15 protein-coding genes and 1 other RNA gene are annotated in these 21,116 nt (G+C 40.5%); 4 read left to right on the top strand and 12 right to left on the bottom strand.

Translation table 11 applies throughout. The annotated features are described in order from the left end of the window. Positions 1–37 precede the first annotated feature (37 nt). Positions 38–697 carry a YIP1 family protein gene (locus NST13_RS02140; RefSeq protein WP_342581283.1) on the top strand — a complete coding sequence of 220 codons (660 nt, stop codon included), beginning with the start codon at positions 38–40 and terminating at the stop codon, positions 695–697. 132 nt (positions 698–829) lie between these two features. On the opposite strand, the gene NST13_RS02135 is transcribed toward NST13_RS02140, so the two are convergent. The 4 genes from NST13_RS02135 to NST13_RS02120 all read right to left on the bottom strand — a co-directional run bounded on the left by NST13_RS02135 (position 830) and on the right by NST13_RS02120 (position 8,919). Continuing rightward, positions 830–2,029 (bottom strand): malic enzyme-like NAD(P)-binding protein, encoded by a 1,200-nt coding sequence (locus tag NST13_RS02135; protein ID WP_342581282.1) that lies wholly within the window; start codon positions 2,027–2,029, stop codon positions 830–832. 416 nt (positions 2,030–2,445) lie between these two features. Beyond that, positions 2,446–3,363, bottom strand: a complete 918-nt coding sequence (locus tag NST13_RS02130; RefSeq protein ID WP_328215237.1) for a stalk domain-containing protein — start codon at positions 3,361–3,363, stop codon at positions 2,446–2,448. Between the two features lie 123 nt (positions 3,364–3,486). Then, on the bottom strand, positions 3,487–5,139 hold the full coding sequence (locus tag NST13_RS02125; RefSeq protein WP_232019826.1) for an IS1182 family transposase: 1,653 nt from the start codon (positions 5,137–5,139) through the stop codon (positions 3,487–3,489). Between the two features lie 159 nt (positions 5,140–5,298). Further along, positions 5,299–8,919: a dynamin family protein gene (locus NST13_RS02120; RefSeq protein WP_342581281.1), complete on the bottom strand. Its 3,621-nt coding sequence runs from the start codon at positions 8,917–8,919 to the stop codon at positions 5,299–5,301. Between the two features lie 587 nt (positions 8,920–9,506). Between NST13_RS02120 and NST13_RS02115 the strand changes: the two genes are divergently transcribed. Genes NST13_RS02115 through NST13_RS02105 form a run of 3 tightly spaced genes read left to right on the top strand, consistent with a single transcriptional unit; the run spans position 9,507 to position 11,854 of the window. Continuing rightward, the gene (locus NST13_RS02115; protein WP_342469640.1) at positions 9,507–9,635 is read left to right on the top strand and encodes a hypothetical protein; all 129 of its coding nucleotides are present in this window, start codon (positions 9,507–9,509) and stop codon (positions 9,633–9,635) included. A 43-nt stretch (positions 9,636–9,678) separates the two neighbouring features. Next, complete coding sequence (locus NST13_RS02110) at positions 9,679–10,173, top strand: cytochrome c oxidase subunit II (RefSeq protein WP_342469641.1); 495 nt, start codon at positions 9,679–9,681, stop codon at positions 10,171–10,173. Beyond that, a complete protein-coding gene (locus NST13_RS02105; protein WP_342581280.1) occupies positions 10,157–11,854 on the top strand; it encodes a b(o/a)3-type cytochrome-c oxidase subunit 1 in 1,698 nt (565 codons plus the stop codon). Before NST13_RS02110 ends, NST13_RS02105 begins: the two co-directional genes overlap by 17 nt. A gap of 105 nt (positions 11,855–11,959) precedes the next feature. Here NST13_RS02105 and fabG read toward each other — a convergent pair whose 3' ends face one another. The 8 genes from fabG to NST13_RS02065 all read right to left on the bottom strand — a co-directional run bounded on the left by fabG (position 11,960) and on the right by NST13_RS02065 (position 21,103). Then, complete coding sequence (gene fabG, locus NST13_RS02100; RefSeq protein WP_342581279.1) at positions 11,960–12,700, bottom strand: 3-oxoacyl-ACP reductase FabG; 741 nt, start codon at positions 12,698–12,700, stop codon at positions 11,960–11,962. Between the two features lie 169 nt (positions 12,701–12,869). After that, entirely contained in the window at positions 12,870–14,771 is a 1,902-nt protein-coding gene (locus NST13_RS02095) for an ATP-dependent DNA helicase (RefSeq protein WP_342469644.1), read from the bottom strand. Between the two features lie 154 nt (positions 14,772–14,925). Then, positions 14,926–16,071: a class I SAM-dependent RNA methyltransferase gene (locus NST13_RS02090; protein ID WP_342581278.1), complete on the bottom strand. Its 1,146-nt coding sequence runs from the start codon at positions 16,069–16,071 to the stop codon at positions 14,926–14,928. Positions 16,072–16,306: 235 nt separating this feature from the next. After that, positions 16,307–16,703: RNase P RNA component class B (rnpB, locus tag NST13_RS02085), an RNA gene on the bottom strand. Positions 16,704–16,760: 57 nt separating this feature from the next. Further along, positions 16,761–17,051, bottom strand: a complete 291-nt coding sequence (gene gpsB / locus NST13_RS02080) for a cell division regulator GpsB (RefSeq protein WP_342469646.1) — start codon at positions 17,049–17,051, stop codon at positions 16,761–16,763. A 171-nt stretch (positions 17,052–17,222) separates the two neighbouring features. Beyond that, positions 17,223–18,476 carry a ribonuclease H-like domain-containing protein gene (locus NST13_RS02075; RefSeq protein WP_342581277.1) on the bottom strand — a complete coding sequence of 418 codons (1,254 nt, stop codon included), beginning with the start codon at positions 18,474–18,476 and terminating at the stop codon, positions 17,223–17,225. A 4-nt stretch (positions 18,477–18,480) separates the two neighbouring features. Further along, positions 18,481–20,751, bottom strand: a complete 2,271-nt coding sequence (locus NST13_RS02070; RefSeq protein WP_342581276.1) for a DEAD/DEAH box helicase — start codon at positions 20,749–20,751, stop codon at positions 18,481–18,483. Continuing rightward, positions 20,729–21,103, bottom strand: coding sequence for a YppE family protein (locus NST13_RS02065; RefSeq protein ID WP_342469649.1), 375 nt, complete (start codon positions 21,101–21,103; stop codon positions 20,729–20,731). Before NST13_RS02065 ends, NST13_RS02070 begins: the two co-directional genes overlap by 23 nt. Between the last annotated feature and the right edge of the window lie 13 nt (positions 21,104–21,116).

The raw sequence follows: 21,116 nt of genomic DNA, 5'->3' as shown, positions 1-21,116 counted from the left end.
TTACTTTAAATTGGGAGAATATTAAGGAGGTTTTTTAATGAGCGAAAACGAATCTTACCAGCAAGAACAAGAACAAGAAAAAATCAATCCGTTATTGACCATTTGGTTGCATCCGAAACGGACAGCACGTTATGTATTAGAGTATAAAAAATTCCCATTCGTGATTTCACTCTTATCCATCGGTTATATTGGAAGCCTTTTTTCAGGATATATTGACATGGGATTGTATCCGGATTTCCCCCTTTGGGCAATCGTTTTACTCACCATCATTCTTTCCCCGATCGTTGGCATAATCAGCAATGCTTTTTCCGCATTAGGAGTATGGCTCATCGGAAAACTGTTTTCAGGCCAAGGTACTTATGAACAAATATTTAAAGCGTCTTCCCTTACCGCATGGCCATTCATCGTGTTGATTCCGATTTATCTGCTTTGGATGATCATCGATCCGGAAAGTTTATTCAATATGAGCGATCAATTTGGAGCCTTCTCGATCATTGGTTTACTGTTCACCGTTGCCGTCAGCATCTGGTCGATTGTCATCATGATTGCGGCAATCGCTGAAGCGCATCAGTTTTCCAATTGGAAATCTTTCTTCACTGCATTGATATTCATTATTATTTTAACAATCATATTCGTCATCATCGGACTCATTATCGGTGTAATCATCATGTTCTTAGGAATCGCATACTTTTTCTGATCATTGACAAAAGGCTTGGAGTTGAAAAGATACGGAAGCATTTCCTTTTCAATTCCAAGCCGTATTTATATTAATTCCAAAATGTTCAGAATATTTCGAAAGGATTAAATATAATCATCCCTTCGCAAATCATTAAATGACATTTGCTTGTTGATTGCTGTAGAGCTTCGATACACCGGATTCGATTGCCGCATTTGCCACGGCCTTGGCAACAGCCGGTACGACCCTTTCATCCAATGGTTTCGGAATCACATAATCTTCCCTTAATTCACTTTCCTCAACAAGGGATGCAATGGCACGGGCAGCAGCCATTTTCATTTCTTCGTTAATCTCCGAAGCCAACACATCCAATGCTCCTCTGAATATACCAGGGAACGCAAGCACGTTATTAACCTGGTTCGGATAGTCTGAACGTCCTGTACCGATGATTCGCACTCCCCAACGCTGCGCATTCTCATATGTGATTTCCGGATGTGGATTTGCCAATGCAAAAACAATCGGATCCCGTTTCATGGAATCGATATGGGCTTTCGTCAAAATGTTGGCAACGGAAACGCCGATGAATATATCCGCACCGACAATGGCATCATCCAAAGTCCCTTTCAATTTTTCCGGATTTGAAATCCTTGCGATTTCTTCCTTCACCGGATTCATGGAAGCGCGGCCTTCATAAAGGATTCCTTTTGAATCACAAACGACAATATTTTCATAGCCGAAATTCTTCAACAGTTTCAATGTGGCGATCCCAGCCGCACCTGCACCGTTAATGACGATTTTTACCTCTTTTTTCCGTTTTCCAACAATTTTTAAAGCATTTTCCAATCCTGCTGCAACTACAATTGCCGTTCCGTGTTGATCGTCGTGGAAAACCGGAATATTGCATTCCGCTTTAAGGCGTTCTTCTATTTCAAAACAGCGGGGAGCTGCAATATCTTCCAAATTGATCGCGCCAAATGTAGGCTCCATTGCTTTCACTGTTCTGACGATCTCATCCACATCTTTTGTATTTAATGTGATTGGCACCGCATCCACATTTGCAAACCGCTTCAACAATAACGCCTTACCTTCCATTACGGGAAGTGCCGCTTCCGGACCAATATCCCCCAACCCTAACACGGCAGTTCCATCAGATACAACCGCCACCAAATTTCCTTTCATTGTATAATCATATACTCGCATTGGATTTTTTTCGATTTCCTGACAAGGTGCAGCAACTCCAGGAGAATAGGCCAAACTTAAATCCCGCGCATCATTTACGGGCACTTTTGAAATAATCTCCATTTTCCCCTTAAATCGCTGATGCATTTCCAAAGATTGTTTCATTAAATCCATTCTTATTCATCCCCTCAACCACTTTTTAAAATATTGTTTTTTGTATAATATTACTTTACCCAATTGAAGTCAATAACATTTTTTGTAAATCATCGAAAAAATATTGATATTCAAAGGTTTTTAAAGCGCTTTCATGATTTTTAAACGGCTTCACTCTCTATAAAAACCGGGATTTTTTATTATATTGATATAATAAATAACTCACTTTTCACAATAGAAACCTTGATTTCACAAGCTTTTTATTGTGAAAAGGAAAACACACTATTTTACTTGGTCAAATATGATAGTTTTCACATACTTCAATTAATAAAAAAATGAAGTTGTCACAAAATTTTCATAATTTCAACAAAAAAAATAAGAGACACCCCAAATGATTTGAAGTGTCCCATTCATGATTGGTAACCCGATGTATCTAATTAATTCCCTGCAAGTTCCTCGATAAAGTCGTATGGAACGTATGTTTTACGTGGCTCCAACAGTGCAGGCGCCTTGGCGAACTGCTTCGTTGTTTGGTTTTGGATGTAGCTTGTTTTGCCTCTCGTAATGATATAGAAAACGCAGCCCTTGGATACAACCGCTCCATTCCCAGTGGAATCCACCCTGTATCCAAGCTGTTCGGCTATCAATCTTAACGGCACCATTTTCACATTGTTGATATAATAGTGATCCTGTTCCGCAATTTTATATGCTTTCTCTATATTTGATGCTTGTTGCCCATTCTCATCCCGTTCCAACACGATGACCTTTGACGGGCCTGTTTGTGCCGGATAGGATTCAAGCACAACTTCATAGAAAATCAGTACTTCCTTATCGATCACCGAGTCTTTCTTTAATTTTTTGCCGGATAAATTGATAATTTCCGTTTTTTCATCAAAGTGAATGTACAAATCTTTGGCCGCATTTAAAAACTTTTGGTCGAATTTGTCCAACTGAACCGTGCCCGGATTGTCCGTATTAACAATGACCACATCCGGCGAATATTGAGGCGGATAAATCATGATCATCGGCTTTGTACCATCGACAAAGGCGGTTATCTTCATGCCCTCTTTCAATTCAACCGCATTTCCGGCATTATCAAATACCAAAGTTTCATCATCGAAGTAAAAACCAAAAGGATTTTGTTCCGAATCAATTGTGGCAAAGAATTGGCCGTTCTCTTGTTTCGAGATTTTACTGATTGTTCCGCTCACCTGAAAATAGTTGAATTGAACCTCCGCCTTTTTTTCCACAGTCTCGTTGGGAGCGTTTTCTTGCGCTTGTACGCGCGCGTCCGGGAGCACTGCAAAGCTGCCGAGCAATGCCAATGCACAAAGAGTTGACAAGGTTTTTTTCATGCTTTCTCTCCTTTCTTTTTTGTTTTCGTTCAATTAGTCGAATGGAAGCGGAAAAGGTTACAAAGTTCCCCAAAATTTTCTTTTTCCGGTTGTTTTTCAAAATAAAAAGTGGCTGGGACAAAACTAGCTTCTAGATAGGAAAAAGGAGAATTTGAGCCAACTCAAATTCTCCTTTTTCCATTTATCCCCATTATTTTTGGTTAGTTGATCTTTGTTGGCCGTGTATTTTCGTAAATTCACGGCCATTAAGGCAATGCCCATTTCATTTTCCACTTTCGATTTTCCTCGAACGGAAAATCGAGTGAAACGCAAATTAGCCTTCAAGAATCCAAAAACTGGTTCTACGTCTATTTTACGTTGACGGAAAATAGAACCAGCTTTTTCTTCTGAAAGCTTCGCTCTTACATATTCTTTTTGTTGTTCCCATTTTTCATTCACCATGACCTTTCGGTGATTGCCTTCCTTTGCTTTTGTGCATGATGAACGAAATGGACATCCTGAACAGTTTTCACATTCATAGATTTTCAATTCTCGTTTGAAACCAGTCTTATCTGTACGTACAGAACGATAACGGAAGGTTACTCGCTGCTGATTTGGACAAATGTAGGTATCACTTTCTTCGTCGTACATCCAATTGTCTGGATGAAATGGATTTTGTTTATATTTCTTCTTTTGTTCTTTCTCATACATGGTATATGGAATGAGTGCCTCACATTTTCGATTCGAAAGGATGTCTTCATAGTTTTGTTCACTACCATAACCAGCATCTGCGACAATATACTTTGGCAACGGAAAATAATCCTTTTCTATCTTATTCAAGAACGGAATTAATGTACGTGTATCAGTAGGATTTGGAAAGATGCTATAAGCTAGTGCGTATTGACCTTCTGTTGCGATTTGTACGTTGTATCCAGCCTTCAATTGACCGTTTTTCATATAGTCGTCTTTCATTCGCATGAACGTCGCATCTAAGTCTGTTTTGGAATAACTATTCCGTTCACCCAAGATTTCGAAGTCTTTTTGATACTTTTGTTTACGTAAAATCAAGTCAATCAACTGTTTGTACACTCGCTTCGGATATTTCCGTTCGCTTCTTAATGCTTTTCGTTCTGTGGCATCGGGCGATGCTTCTATCTTTTGGTCATATTCCGTAATCACTTCATCGACTTGTTGCACCATTTGAGCGAGTTCTTCAACGGACAGTTCTCCCTCATTTTCCCGCTCCATTTCAGGGATGATTTCCTTCTCTAACAGTTCGTTGTAGAGCTGATTGGATTTTTCAATTAAGCTTTGGTTGTATTTTTCAATGGATTTCTTCCATACGAAAGTAAATTTATTGGCATTCGCTTCAATCTTCGTACCATCGATAAAAATGGCTTCTTGATCGATTAACTTTTCTTCCACCAGTTGGCAACGGAATTGGACAAAACATTGACGAATTAATTCTTTTACTTCCGGATGCACACGAAAACGATTGATCGTCCGATAACTTGGTTCATATCCTTGTGCCAACCACATCATTCGTATACTGTCCTTTAATAGCGCTTCAATTTTTCGACCTGAAAAGACAGACTGCGAATAGGCACACAAAATAATTTTTAGCATCATGCGTGGATGATAAGCAGGACAACCTGTATTTCGAAGAAACGGCTGGAAGGCTTCATCTGGAATACTTTCAACTAAATGGTGAATGTGGAAGGCAATATCATTTTCTTGTAATTTTATTTCTAAATCTAGAGGCAAAACTAATTGATTCATGTTATAATATTTGAACATAAGGACCCTTCTTTCTGTTAGGTTTTGTGTGCTAACTTAATTTTAACAGAAGAGGTCCTTATTTTTTATTGAAAAAATGAAAAACAGCCCATGAAATTTCATTCCAAAATTTCATGGGCTGTTTCCATTTTAGAGGGGGTTTTGTCCCAGCCTCCTTCCTTATTTCAACTCCACCTTCTGCAATTGTTGATATATTTCTTTCCAAGTCGCCAAACGGCTTTCTTCCTGCAATAACAGACGCTCTGTGTGGATTTGATTCATCGCTTGGTGGTAAATATGCTTGCGCAATCCTTCCGCTTCCTTCGCGATTTGCTCTTTCGCCCAGTCCATCATCCGATGCTTTTCTTCTTCCAAATAACGCTCCGCATCCGGTTTTGTCATATCTTCCAACGCTTGTTTCAACTGTTCCTTCTCATTCTTTTCAAAGAAGGATTTCGTGTTCTTGAAGTAGGATTTCACGGATGCATATTTATTGAAGTCTTCAAATGGACCTTCAAAATCCAATAATTCCGCATCTTCGAATTCATAAGCGATAAATGAGAAGCTCGGATTCATTTCTTTCAAAGAACGGCTTTCTTCTTTGAAACGTTCTTTGATTTGTTTTTGAATGAATTGGGCGATGCGGAAATTCGTCACCCGAAGCTCCTGGGCAAAGTCGAATTTCAATGAACTCAATGTTTCTTTCAATGCTTTGCTTAAAGCTTCCTGAGGCGATAATGCCGCAAAAGTCGATGGATTATAACTTTCTCTGAAAAAGTCAGGATAACGGTAATATACCCGTTGCAGTACGTAATATAATAATTCATCGAGCTCTTGTTTCGCATCGCTTTCAATCATGCTGGTAGACGCACTGCTGTAATGCTTTTCCACATAATTTTCTAATTGGGCGAGTTCTTCCAGGCGCTCATCTTTCCGTTTTAAGTTTTCCTCTGTTTGCGTGATTAAATCGGACAAGCGTTGATGTGTTTTTTCCACTTCCTCATGAAGCGCTTGGATTGCGATGGATGCAAGGTCTTCGTTCAAGAAACGGTAAAAGGCTTCTTCAAATGGCTGCATGCCGGAAGCATATTCCGCTTTTTCCTGCTTTTCACGCAACGCAAGCAAACTGGACACACCAAACAATTTAGGGAATCGGATGCCAAAACGCTGCAATTCATTGCGGACGTATGCCTTCACTTCTTCCGCTTCCTCTTCATTTTTTGCCAAGTCGATGGCATTCACAATAAAGAACATTTTATCCAATTCAAAGGCATCTTTTACGCGGCCCAACTGGATCAGGAATTCCCGGTCCGCCTTTGCAAAGGCATGGTTGTAGTATGTGACGAACAAAATCGCGTCGGCATTGCGGATATATTCAAAGGCGACACCTGTGTGGCGTGCGTTGATGGAATCCGCCCCCGGTGTGTCTACAAGGGTTACCCCCATGCGCGTAAGCGGGCAATCATAGTAGAAGTTGATGTTATCCACAAAGCAGGAGCGGTGTTCTTCCGCAACAAAGCGCTCAAATTCTTCCCTGTTGACCCGAAGAACTTCACCGAGTTTTTCGCTGTATGTTGGGTATCCTTCTTTATAAGCGCGGATAAAAGATTTATGCACATTCAAACGCTCGTCTTTCAGTTCAACCTGCAAAGCTTCATCCGCCCGATTATAAGCCTCTTCCAGCGATTGCACCGTCATGCCGATCGCTTCGTAGGCAAATTGGATATCTTCCAATAACTGATCCTTTGTTTTTAATTGCACATCCGCCGTTTCGTGAAGATGTTCTTCATCGACTGGACGGATTTTATTGATGGCCGCTGTTGTCGGGTTTGGAGAAACCGGCAATACTTTTTCGCCCATCAATGCATTGGAGAAGCTGGATTTCCCTGCACTGAAAGCGCCGAATAAGGCAATTGTAAAGTCTTTATGTTCAAGTCTCTCCACTTTTTTCAATAAGAAGTCTGACACTTCTTCAAAACCTTCGACTTGTCGGACAAGTTTTGCCGTACGCACTGCGTTTTCAACGACTTCTTCCCCTTGGACGGATAGGCGGTTATGCTCCTCATGCCCTTCGACAATGACCTCTTCTTTTTCTTCTTTTTTCAACATGGATGGATCAAATAACCGAATTTCTTTCAATTCTTGTTCAAATCGGTTTTCCCATAGCGCCTTCTGTTTTCTTGCTCCATCCCTTGTATCTTTCGATGCATGAACGAGCTGTCTTTCCAAAAATTCTTTTCTCTCGTCCATTTGGGCAATGCTTTGAATCACCTTCGCTTTTTTCTCCAGGTTTTTCAATTTTTGCCGAGCCGGCGCTTGAGCCGTTTCACTGATTTCTTTCAAAAGCGGAATTTGACTTTCTTTCCATGCGTCCGTTTCCCGGATGAAATAACGGCGTGTCGCCTCTCTTACCCGGTTGGCAAAGTTGAGCACCGCATCGCCAGTCACGATGGCGTTTTTTTGCACGCATTCTTCGATGAGGCTGAACGGCACATCAAAGGAAATGGCATCGATTTCGCCCGCCCTTTCATCGGTCAACGCGCCAACATCTTTCAACAACTGTTTCATTAAAGACTTCATGTGCCCGATGATCTGGGATTGCAAAATGGATTGATATTGATCGTAAACGTCTTTTTTCCGGCGATCGATCTCTTCCTGTGTTTTCTTCTTCCAACCGAATAAGCCGCCCACTTTGAAACCTTCCTGCTGGCTTTCCAGATAAAGCCGCAATTTTTCCCGGAAATCCGCAGGGATGATGGCCGCATTTTCCAGCAAGTCATTGCGCTTTTCTTTAAAGCTATCTTCCCATTTTTCAATAGAGAAAAGTTCCGTTTGCAATTTCAATTTTTCATATTGTTCGAGAATATCTTCACGGTTTGCCCAATCATCGGCGGATAAAACTTCCGAGAACTCCTCAAAACGGGCATTTTTCTCTTCTTCCAAGAAGGCCAAATGTTCACTTTGCATTTTTTTCAAAGTGTTTTCGGCCGTTTCAATCAATCGTTCCTGCCAATGATTCATGGAATCCATGACAATGTTCTTCACTTTTTCAAAATCATTGTGCGGATGATCCAATTGCTTCAACGATGTGAAAAAGATGCCTTTTGGCTCCACTCCCCAAGCTTTGAAGGAGTTGTGGACCGATTCTTTATATTCATCAAAAGAAAGCTCATTCTCATTATGCTTGTCGATTTGGTTCACAATCAAATAGACGTTTGGATTGTATTTCATTAATTGTTTCGTAAATTGGAAGTTCAATTCGGATTGCACATGGTTGTAGTCCATCGTATAAAAAACGATGTCTGCGATATGCAATGCGGATTCTGTGCTCATTCGGTGAGCATCGTCTGTGGAATCCACTCCCGGTGTATCCATTACAGTTACACCAACAGGCAATTTCGAATCTTTATGCCCGATTTCGATTTGAGTCACAAGCTCTCCGTTTTTGCTCAATTCTTTGACCGTTTTTATATCGTAACCGGCTTCAAATTTCACCGGCTTATCATTTTTCATGTAACAAATGGCAAAATCCTCATCCGATTTATGCACTTTTACGATATTTGCGCTTGTCGGAATCGGACTGGATGCTAAAATATCTTCTCCGGATAAAGCGTTGATCATACTGGATTTTCCAGCAGAAAAATGCCCCGCAAATCCAATGACATACTCTTTTTGCAGAATTTTTTTCGCAAACAGATGGAGTTTTTCCATCCGCTCTTCATCTTCATTCCGTTTGAAGACTATGTATTGAACCGCTGCTTGTTCTAACAGTTGCTCCATTTTTTCGTCAAAAGTACTCATGCAATAAATACCCCTTTGCCTTCATTTTGTCACAATTATAATATTAACATGGTTTTAAAGCAAAATCGCTAGTAAATCAAAAAGATTCAAAGGAAAATGGAGTTTTTTTCGGATAAAAAATAGTGCCCCACTTTAAAAAGTGTTGGCACTATTTTGTCACGTTATCGAAAATGTATGTACCAATCCAGCAATAGATGGCAATTGTCGAAGCAATGAACAGGTAAACCATTCGTCTTTCCCTTCCTAATAATGAGAATCTTTATCAATTATTATATAAAAAATTTCAACATTATAAAATAGAAAATTTTTTATTTGGCTGGTTTTTCTTTTGTCGAAAAAAGGTATTGAATGTACAAACACCTAATCTATTTTTCCTCATAAAAAGCTGTATTTTCAATACTTCTATTAAGTTTTTTATGAAAACCCTCACAGATTAAGCGCCATAAAAGGGGGGAGGATGGTATTAGCTTTCACAGTAATTTCACATTTCCATTATAGAACTGTGATTTTTATCACATCTTAGCAGTTTTATTTTTATTATGATGAATCGTGAAGTAACACATTTGAAGTTCATAGGAGGGAGAGACATGTCAAATCACAAAAAGCCTTCGTCAGAAGAAAATTTAAAAGGTACCCTATTAGCGACCTTCGGAGTGGGGCTGGTCATCATCATTTTCTGGGTACTTGCATTCGATCTGTACACTGGTCGTTTCTAAACGATCAAGCTCGCTTCTAACAACTTGAGTAGGAGGGAAAACAATGGAAATACACAAGTATGAGAAATGGTGGATGATTTTCGGAACAGGTACGCTGATCGTGTTCCTTATCATCCTCGGTGTAAGCGCATTCCATAGCGGAACGCATCCAAATAACTCTAAATGGACAATTGACTATGAAAAGGTTGATGAATATGCTCCGTTTGACAATCCAGGATTGCATAAAGTGGAAGGCAAAGATTGGGATTATGAAGTAGTGCTCGTTGCACAGGCTTTCGCTTACAATCCAACTGAAATTGAAATCCCGGTAGGATCTAAAGTTCGTTTCATCGCTACTACAAAAGACGTTATTCACGGACTCGAGGTTGCAGGAACAAACATCAACATGATGCTTGAACCTGGTTATGTATCTGAAAAAATTACAACTTTAGATAAAGCCGGAACGTATACAATCGTATGTAACGAGTACTGCGGTACAGGTCACGCATTGATGTACTCTACATTAAAGGTGGTGGACACTAATGACAACAGCAACTAAGGAAACTGTAAAAAGCACTGCATCTTCAGGCTTGAAAAAACAGCTTGAATTTGTTGATAAAAAAGATGGAAAATTGGCATTAGCTTACATTTATGTCGCATTCATAGCAGTATTTTTAGGTGGTACAGCCGGACTATTACAAGTTTTAGTTCGTTCAGGTAAATTTGAACTTCCAAGTTTCCTAAACTACTATCAAGTATTGACAGTGCACGGCGTATTACTCGGACTTGTATTGACTACTTTCTTCATTATGGGATTCCAAACAGCTGCTGTCAGCCGAACTAGCGGTACATTCACAAATAAACAACGCACAATCGGCTGGGTAGGTTTCTGGCTTGCAACAATCGGATTAGTTGCAGCAGCGGCAATGGTCTTAACAAATCAAGCTTCTGTCCTTTATACATTCTATGCGCCATTGAAAGCTCACTGGGTATTCTACCTTGGCTTGGCATTAGTGGTTGTAGGTTCATGGATTACAGGTTTAGCACAAGCGATGCGTTTTGTTCAATGGAGAAAAGAACATAAAGGTCAAAGCACACCATTATTATCCTTTATGGCTGTAGTTAACAACCTCTTATGGTTCATCGCTACATTGGGTGTAGCAATAGAAGTATTATTCCAATTGATTCCTTGGTCCATGGGCTTGGTTGAACGTGTGGATGTATTATTATCCCGTACTCTATTCTGGTACTTCGGTCACGCATTGGTTTATTTCTGGTTATTGCCTGCTTACATGGTTTGGTATGTTGTCATTCCAAAAGTCATTGGCGGAAAAATCTTCTCTGAATCTTTGGCAAAATTGGCTTTCATGTTGTTCTTGATCCTTTCAGTGCCGGTTGGTCTACACCACCAATTCACTGAACCAGGTATCGATCCATTATGGAAATTTATTCAAACAGTCTTAACGTTCTTCGTTGTTGTTCCATCTTTAATGACTGCCTTCTCCCTGTTCGCAACATTTGAAATGCGTGGTCGCGAACTTGGCGCTAAAGGCGTATTCGGTTGGTTCAAAAAATTGCCTTGGAGCGATTCAAGATTCTTATTGCCATTCATTGGTATGGTTGCCTTCATTCCTGGTGGTGCCGGCGGTATCGTTAACGCATCTTACCAAATGAACGAACTTGTACACAACACAATTTGGGTAACAGGTCACTTCCACTTGACTGTAGCAACTGCTGTTGCGTTAACATTCTTCGGAACAGCCTTCTGGTTAATACCACACCTAAATGGCAGAAAATTAACAAAACGCGCAAACAGCATGGCTAACTGCGCAGGTATTTTATGGGCTATCGGTATGACAATCATGTCAAGTGCCATGCACATTGCAGGTTTACTCGGTGCGCCACGTCGTTCCGCTTACTCCGAATATGGCGGTTCAGAACAAGCAGCTGAATGGATTTCTTACCAAGTAGCGCAAGCAGTTGGTGGTTCAATCCTATTCATCGCCATCTTAGTAATTACTGGATTAATCATTTACCTTGGATTCTTCGCACCGAAAGGAGAAGAAGAATTCCCTGTTGCGGAAGTTGCACCAGGTGCAGAAAAAGTACCTGCAGCCCTTGAAAACTTCAAACTTTGGGGAATTATCATGATTGCGGTGATCATCTTCGCTTACACAATCCCAATCATTGATATCATCAATAACTCTCCAGTTGGTTCAAAAGGTTTCAAACTCTGGTAAAATGACAGCACAATTCCCTCCCCTCAAATGGGGAGGGTTTTTTCTATTACACACAAATTAAATATTAAAATAGTGTGAACATTTTTTCAACTAGTACTTTTCATTTTACATCATAATTCCGCCATCCACATGCAATACGTGACCGGTAATATAATTGGATTCATCGGAAGCCAAAAACAGGTAAGCGTTTGCAATATCATCCGGTTCTCCAAGCCTTTTCAAGCTTGTAATCGATTCCATATAATTTAATATTTTTTCAGGCATTTTCTCCACCATTGTGGTTTTCGTAAATCCCGGAGCCACCGCATTCACATTGATTCCCTTTTTGCCCAGCTCCTTCGCCCATGTCTTCGTCATCCCGACAATGGCCGCCTTTGCAGCAGCATAATTTGTTTGCCCGATGTTTCCATAGATGCCGCTGACAGAGGATGTATTGATAATTTTCCCATTTCCTTGTTCAATCATGACTTTTGCAACCGCTTGCGTACAATGAAATACGCCTTTTAAATTCACATCGATCACGTCATTGAATTGCTCTTCCGTCATTTTGACAAGCATAGCATCCCTTGTAATCCCCGCATTGTTAATTAAAATATCGATTTTTCCGAAGATTTCTTTCACTTTCTCGACCATTGTTTCCACTTCATCTTTGGATGCAACGTTCACTGGATAGAACATTACTTCATGTCCCTGATCCCGGAATTGTTTCGCCAATTGCTCCCCCGCTTCCTTTTGTATATCCGCGACAACCACTTTTGCCCCTTCTTCCAAAAATCTTTTTGTAGCAGCCTTGCCAATCCCGTTTGCTCCTCCGGTAATAATCGCAACCTTCCCTTTTAGTCTCATACGATTCTCCTTTTTCATAGAATTTCAAAAAAACAGACAATCATTGACATAATACGCCGTCGCCCCGACCAAATTCAACAAATTTTATAAAATTATATTCCAAAAAATAAAAAAATATGCAAAAAATCCATATAGACTTTTTGCATATATCTGTGGCAGTTTCATATTCTTATTGTGGTTCCACCGGCAATACTTCAAGGAAGCGGGACCGCATTTTACGGTCTTCTTCATTTAATAAAATATGGATATCTCCATAATCATTGGCCGTCCGAATAAGCCGGCCGATCCCCTGCTGCAACCGCAATAACATAAATGGCATATCCACTTCTTCAAATGGATTTCCAGCAAATTTTCTTTTTGCTTCAAAAAGCGGATCTTTCGGCGGGAAAGGCAATTCATAAATGATGATCTGCGTCAAAGATTCTTCAGGCAAGTCTACCCCTTCCCATAAATGATAAGAGCAAAGGGTTTTGATTGTACCGTTTTGGAAATCTTTGATGATGGATGTGAGTTCACGATCCCCTTCAAAACCGACCGTCAACCGGGACATCAATGGCAAATTCTCTTTGAATTTCAGCATCGATTGTCTTGATTTGAAGAGCACCAACGTTTTCTTGTTTTGCTTGAGCAGCTCTTCCACTTTTTTCATCTTTTGATCTTCGTCCAGCTCATGCAAATAGATTTTCATCACTTCATCATAATCAAAAGGAGAAGGCACGCTGAAATGTTGATATTTTTTTACACCTAAGCTGGATGCAATATAGGAAAAATCATTATTTACCGATAACGTTGCCGATGAAAAAATGATTGGTATGTTATTAGAGAATAATTTCTCTTCCAATACTTCTGTAATCAATCTTGGCATGATGACCAATGTTTCTTCTCCATCCGTATCCTCCAGCCAGTCAATGGCATCGCTTTTTGAGATAAATATCTTTAATGCTTCCTGATAATCTTCCAAAAATTCTTCAACAATATTCAATTCATATTCCGGAATCACATACATTTCCGATTCGAATACAAACTCTTCCAGCAATTGTTCCACGTCAGCGATCAATTGTTTTCCCAATGCAATCAACTTTTCTGATTTCCGGATACTTTTTCTGTCCTCTTCTGACGGGATTACATCATCCCGGAGCTGGTCAAAAAACAATTCATGGTCATCTTGCAGTTTTTCCATTGCATATAAAGTGCTTTCACGGATTCCGTCCGCCATCAAGTGATCCAGCAATTTTACGATCGTATAATTCTGCACTTTATAAGTCATCGCCTTTTGGGCAGCATATTCCAACAGATGCCCTTCATCCAGGACAATCATTGACACTTCCGGCAAGAGAGTCAATTGCCCTTCCCGTTTGCGGGATTCTTTCGTTGCCAAATGTTCCATTAAAAAATCCTGGGAGCAGACGATCAAATCCACCGCTTTCCGATAATAGGCCCGATGCAAAGTTTGTCCGCATCGGTTGCGTTTTTCGCAAATGCTGCATTGCATGATGGAATTGTAATTCACTTTATTCCAATTTTCGTCGCTTATTTGGGGAAAATCGCTTCTTGCGCCATACAAAGGAATTTTTACCGCCGAACTTTCTGAAAACACCTCTTCCGGAATGGTGAAGGCGATCTCATCAATCCATTCTTCATCTTCATATAATTCCGCTTCTTCAAAGCGCTTTAAACATAAATATTGGTCCCGTGATTTTGCAAGGCGTACGTCCACTTTGATCCCCAAATGTTTTTCGATTTTGGCGATGTCCCCTTCTTCTTTAACCAGCTGGTCAATCAATGTTTCATCTGCACAAGCAATCAATGCCGGTTTCCCTTTATAGCGCGCATACGCGATTGCGGGCAATAAATAAGCGAGGGTTTTTCCCGTTCCAACACCCGCTTCCGCAAACAAAACGTTTTTTTCTTTTAAAGCTTTTTCGATTTGATAGCTCATGTAAATTTGTTCATCGCGACATTCAAATCCTTTTTCGGGCAAAATGTCATAAAAAATGTCGCCGATCCAATCCCCCAACGAATCAAAAAAGCTTTTTTCTTTCGATAATTCAAAAGGTATCGATGATTTCATATTCTATTCTCCTTTATCAATGTCTACTTGTTAGACATGAAGAAAAAGTGTCTCGAAAAAATTCAAGACACTGCCTAAAAAGTTCAGAAATTACCTTGATTACAATAATTTTATTATAAGAAATTCGACATAAAATAACAACATTCGATCTTCCTTAAATCAATGATTGTTTGTTTGATTTTTGGCCCCAAAATTGATAAAAATCGGTGCGGATGAATCCGTTAAACAATTTCCGTTTTTTCGTCGCTTTCTTGCCGTACAGTTCCTCAAAATTGTCCATGGATGACAGCATATAGACCGACCACGTCGGATAATTTCTCATTATTTTCCCAAGTTCGCGGATTACTCTTTCAATCTCTTCCCTTTCCCCGATTCTCTCCCCATAAGGAGGATTGGAGACAATGACACCGTCTGTAAGGGTCGTCGTGAAATCGGTCGCCTGCATTTGTTTGAAAGTGATTAAATCGCTCAAACCGGCTTCCAGCGCATTCTCTTTTGCGATTTTTACCATTCTATGATCAATGTCCGTCCCCAATATTTCAAGAGGTTGATCATAGTTTGCCAAATCCTCCGCTTCTATCCGGGCGTCATCCCAGATTTTCATATCCATCCAGGGCCATTCTTCCGAAATGAAATCCCGATTATACCCTGGTGCAATATTTTGGCCAATCAACGCCGCCTCGATCGGAATCGTGCCGGAGCCGCAGAAAAGATCGGCAAAAGGACGATGAGGGGACCATTTTGAGATTTTTACCAAAGCGGCAGCCAACGTTTCTTTTAAAGGGGCATCCCCCTGGCCTACCCGATAGCCTCTTTTGTGGAGTCCGGCACCACTTGTATCAATTGTAAGTGTTGCCATATCTTTCAAGATTGATACTTCAATTTTGAAAGTCGCCCCCGATTCGTCCAATAATCCGGTTTTCTTATAGGCTGTTTTTAACCGTTCCACAATCGCTTTTTTTACGATTGCTTGGCAGTCCGGAACACTGAATAATTTCGATTTCACCGATTTTCCTGAGACCGGGAAATTCGCATCAACAGGCAAATAACGTTCCCATTCAACAGATTTTGTATTTTCAAACAATTCCTCAAAAGTCGTTGCCGGGAATTGGGCTGCAACAATTTTTACCCGATCGGCCACCCTCAGCCAAAGATTGGCTCTGGCAATCGCCCTTTCATCACCTTCAAAATAAATTTTTCCGTTTTCCGTACGCGTTTCGTACCCCAATGCTTTTACTTCGTCTGCAACAATGGATTCCAGTCCCATTGCAGAAGTAGCAACCAGTTGAAATTTCGTCATTTGCATCCATCCTCGATATCTTTCCATATTTTCAAGAAATTAATTATATCATCATTTTGTTTCGGATTACAAAATTAGATCCTTCCACTATCTATAGCCTTCATTCGGAAGATTCATTCTTCTTATTGACATTATTCCCTACTTGCATCTACAAAAGAAAAAGCTCTCCTTCATGATGGAGAGCTCCTGATGATAAAGCATAATCATTTCGATTAATGTTTCTCATCATAGTGATTTCTATAAGCCATGTTCTGTCCCTGCGTACTCGAACGGCTTTCGCCTCGTACTGTCAGGTAGTAATCATCTATCTACGGGAAGAAATCCTCCCCGTCCCCCCCTCCGTTCATTTCCTTCGGGGGGGCGCCCCTACCATAATTTGGGTTTCTCACTCGTGGGGTTTACCGCGTTCCACCTTCACCGTTTCCAGTGAAGCTACGTCACTGTGGCACTTTTCAGGAAGTGTCGACCATATCGCCAGTTGCGACTTAGGTCTTCCTTCCGCCGTCAAAGCTGCAAGAGCTTTGCCTTACCTTATTTTTTCGGTAAGCACGAACACTACGGTCATCTCAGAGCCGTGTGAGCATGGACTTTCCTCTACAAACATAGAACGTTTGCAGCGATTACTCGAAATCACTATGACCATTTAATATTATACTAAACAAACGATTTAAATCAACTTGTGGATTTTATCAATCGTACAATTTATTGCCAAAAACATGCTTTTCCAAATTTGATAGTCTTTTTAGAATATCAAAGTTCGTACTTCCGGCATATTGAGGCGTTTGTTGCTTTTTGGCCGCTTCCAGCTCTTTTTTCAATCTTTCGTTTTCCGCTTGCAATTCTTTTATGATTTTATTAAAATTGTCATAATCTTCCATTATTATATCTAAAAATTGGTCCACCTCATCAATGTTGTAGCCTTTCATTTGTCTCTTGAATTCTTTTTCCAAAATCATTTTGGAATTTAATTTGATTTCCATCCACATCGCCCTTCCATCGATACATACGTACTATATATTATACCACATGTAACCCTATAAAAGGACAGGAAAACACCGCAAAATCATATTTTTTGCATATTTCGACATGCGGTAGATCGTTTTTTTGTCAAACTTTGCGCTTCCCCGGGAAATACTTTTCATTACCAAACGTTATAAATATTTCCCGTTTTTGATTTCCAACCTTTGCAATCTTTTGTCCCAATTTTCTAATTGTTTTTTCTTTTGATGATCGCTGAAAAAATCCGCTTCCTGAATCATTTTTATTCCTTTGAGTGTATACTGGAGCGCCTCCGGGTAATTTTTCATTTGATGTTCATATAGCTTTGCCAGTTGCTCATAGGAATCCAATTTTTTTCTTCCATCAATTGTATGAATCGCCTTTTGAAAAGATTCAATCGATTCTTTGAATTGTTTGTGACGTTTTTGTTGCAATGCCAAATAATAATAGGCAAGGCCGGTTTCATGTTCCGCAAATTGTTCCGTCACTTTCAAAAATAGTTGCCTGCTTTGTTCAGGTTCTTTTAAATCATTGTACCATTTGCCGATATTTGTATACGTTGTGGCTCCATCCCGCAACACGTCATCCAGAAGAAGATTTGTTGAATGAATGTACAGCACAAGAAGTGACAGGATGTCCCATTCATTATGTTGAAGCACTTTTATGAGCCCTCCAGCATTTCCGCTTCTGACCGCATCCGCATAAATAATCGGTGCAAGAAACCCGGGAATATCATTTTCCCTTTTGAAGCCCAATTTTTCTTCTTCCACTTTTATTAATTTTACTTTTTCCAAATGATTTTTCCAGATTCTTTTTGAACTATGGAATAAATCGATTTGTCTGGGACTTTGTAATGTTGGCAAATAGTTTTTATGAAAGATCCACCGCATCTCCAATTGGGGCCAATCGAAACTTTTCCCATTATATGTAACGATCGTTTTTCCCCGTTGCCATAACTTGGATTCAAACAAGAAGGCGGCTTCATTCGCCGGATCCGCCAGCACATATTGATTCAGCACGAATGCCTCTTCATCGACCTCAAGGAGGCCCAAAAGAAAAATGTGCGTGCCTGCGCCCTTTAACCCGGTTGTTTCCGTATCAAAAAACAGCACCTTTTCTCCGGGATAAATGGAATAGGGATGCTCTATTTTCGACTGTTCCCATTTTTCGACCGCTTGGAAAAACTCCTTTAATTCATACCGTCCGTGTTTATAGTCGAAAGGATATTGGACTTGCCTTTTTAATACGACTCCGAAATCATTTTCTACAATCGAAAGACCGGCTTTTTTCCATTCATCGATGTAAGCCGGTTTTTCAGGTTTTTGGTAGGAAGGTTTTTCGGATTCTGCCGCTTTCTTTTTCCCCACCATTTTTTTCAATTGTAATATTTTATTTTCGTAGCTCATCCCATCACATCATTTCATTATAAATCATGTTCAATACTTTCACTACCCGTTCTTTTCCATTTGTCAAACTGTCCTGCGCCCCGATGCAGGATGGACAACCGTGTTCACAAGGACAGGATTTCACATGTTGGATGGTCATTTCCAAAATCGGGACAAGCAGATCATAAACCTTTTCACTCAACCCGATACCTCCCGGATAGCTGTCATAAATAAACAAAGTCGGTTTTTCATTGTGGACGGACTTTACTTGTGGTACGACAGTCACATCTTTCCGATCGCATTGAATATATAGAGGTATGAAAGATCCGATGGCGTAACTTGCCCCCGTTAAAGCATCGGTCAGCATTTCCTCCGACCAATTTTCAGGCAAATCAAATGAAATCCACGTTGCATTTGTATGCATTTCCATCGGTGGAATATGAATTTTACCGGACCCGATATTATCCAAAGTGGTCATATGGATTTTTTTGAAAATTGTAGGAATCGCTACCAAACTCACATCTCCGTAGCTGACCGTCACCTCTTTATAGGCTGCGGTTTTATCTTCGCTCAACACTTTCAATTCCACCGCCAAATTCGCATCTGTATAGTAATTGACATCCACCTCGCGGACGTACGCTTTCTTCTCTTCCCAATCCAGTTTTTCCACTTGATATTGAACGCCTTGATGAAGATAAATCGCTTCTTCATGCAAAAGGGTCATGGCGGAATACGTATCCATTTCCCCAATCACCTTTGTACCCGCCGGAACCGTTTGATCAATGATGACGACATTTTCCTGGGCGGCGGACCGCAAATTCACATCATGGGCAGGGAATCGGTCGCTCATCCAATAATAATGGGCATTTGTTTTGACGAGCACCCCTTCTTCCTTCAAATAGTCAAGCAGCTCCTGCACTTCAAATTCACCATAGGAATCGTTTGTTGAAAACGGCAATTCAAAAGATGCGCATTTCAAATGGCTCATTAAAATGAGAATGTTGTCCGGATTGATCAATGCTTCTTCCGGAGAATTGCCCAATAAGTATTCGGGATGATTGATGATATATTGATCAAGGGCTGTGGAATTCGCCACATAAATGATTAATGCGGATTCCTGTCTTCTTCCGGCCCTTCCCGCCTGTTGCCATGCACTCGCAATGTTTCCCGGATACCCTGTCATGATGCACGCCTGGAGTTGTCCTATATCGACGCCCAGTTCAAGGGCATTTGTACTGACGACAATTTGAATCGTCCCATCCCTTAATCCTTTTTCGATTTGACGCCTTTCCGATGGCAAATAACCGCCCCGGTATCCTTGGATGGATTCGTCGTTGATTTTATTTTTCGTCAACTCTTTTAAATATGTAACAAGCCTTTCCACTGTCACGCGGGATTTGGCAAACACAATCGTTTGTATCCCCGACTTATAGAGCCGCGCCGCCAAACCGCTCGCTTCCAAGACCGAACTTCTTCGGACGCCGAAAGTCTTATGGATAATTGGAGGATTATAAAAAATCAATGTTTTCTTTCCGACCGGCGCCCCGGATTCTGAAATCAGCTCATGCTCCGTATTCGTTAATTTTTCCGCCAGTTCTTTCGGATTTTTGATGGTTGCGGAAGTGCATATAAAAATAGGATGGCTCCCGTAAAATTGACAAATCCGCATGAGCCGCCGCAACACATGGGCCACATGGCTTCCAAAAACCCCTTTATATGTATGCAGTTCATCAATGACGATAAACTGCAAATTTTCAAATAGTGAAACCCATTTCGTATGATGGGGCAAAATGCCGGAATGGAGCATATCCGGATTCGTCATGACAATATGGCCCGCTTTTCTCACCTTTTGCCGGATGCTCGGCGCCGTATCGCCATCATATGTATAACAGTAAATTTCTTCATCCATCGCATCGATCAACTGATTTAAATCCGTCTTTTGATCTTGTGCCAACGCTTTTGTGGGAAATAAATAAATCGCTCTGGCAGAAGGATTTTCCAAAATTTTTTGCAGCACGGGTAAATGATAGCATAGAGATTTTCCGGAAGCGGTAGGTGTGATTGCGGTAAACGACTTTCCGGCGAGGGCCAAATCAAACGCTCTCCGTTGATGGGTATACAATTTTTCAATCCCCCGGCCGCCCAACGCCTTTTTGAGGGATGGATGCAAATTCTCCGGAAAGTCCGCATACTCCCCTTCTTTTCCATCAATCGTCACGACATGTGCTATATTTTCTTTTAATTCTTCATCCTGCTGCCATTCGTAAATGAGTTCATCGATTGATTTCTTCACCATTGTTCTCCTCCAAATACCTTGACAAAGTTGTAAGGATGAAACGCACTGAATGCACGGTTTGGAAAAATCTTTTCTTGCTCGTTTCTTTATAAAAGGATTCAACGACAAACTTATCCATTGAATCCGCCGCATTTTCAATCTGCTGGACATGCATGTATTTCGGTTGATGCTCATTAATCCATTGAATGGCTGATGCTTTCCAGGCCATCACCAATTCATGTATTTCATCAGCATATGGTTTCACTTCATCAAAAAAATTTGGTGTGGCGTCAAGTTCCCTCATTTTCAAAAAACGGTTCCTTGACGCATCACACTCTTCAATCAACTTTTTAGTCATTTCCAACAGTTCCATAGAATAGCTACCT

Source organism: Ureibacillus sp. FSL W7-1570 (genome assembly GCF_038593265.1).
Taxonomy (GTDB): Bacteria; Bacillota; Bacilli; order Bacillales_A; family Planococcaceae; genus Ureibacillus; species Ureibacillus suwonensis.
The sequence above is the reverse complement of the archived record's forward strand: the minus strand, read 5'-3'. Positions and strand labels throughout refer to the sequence as shown.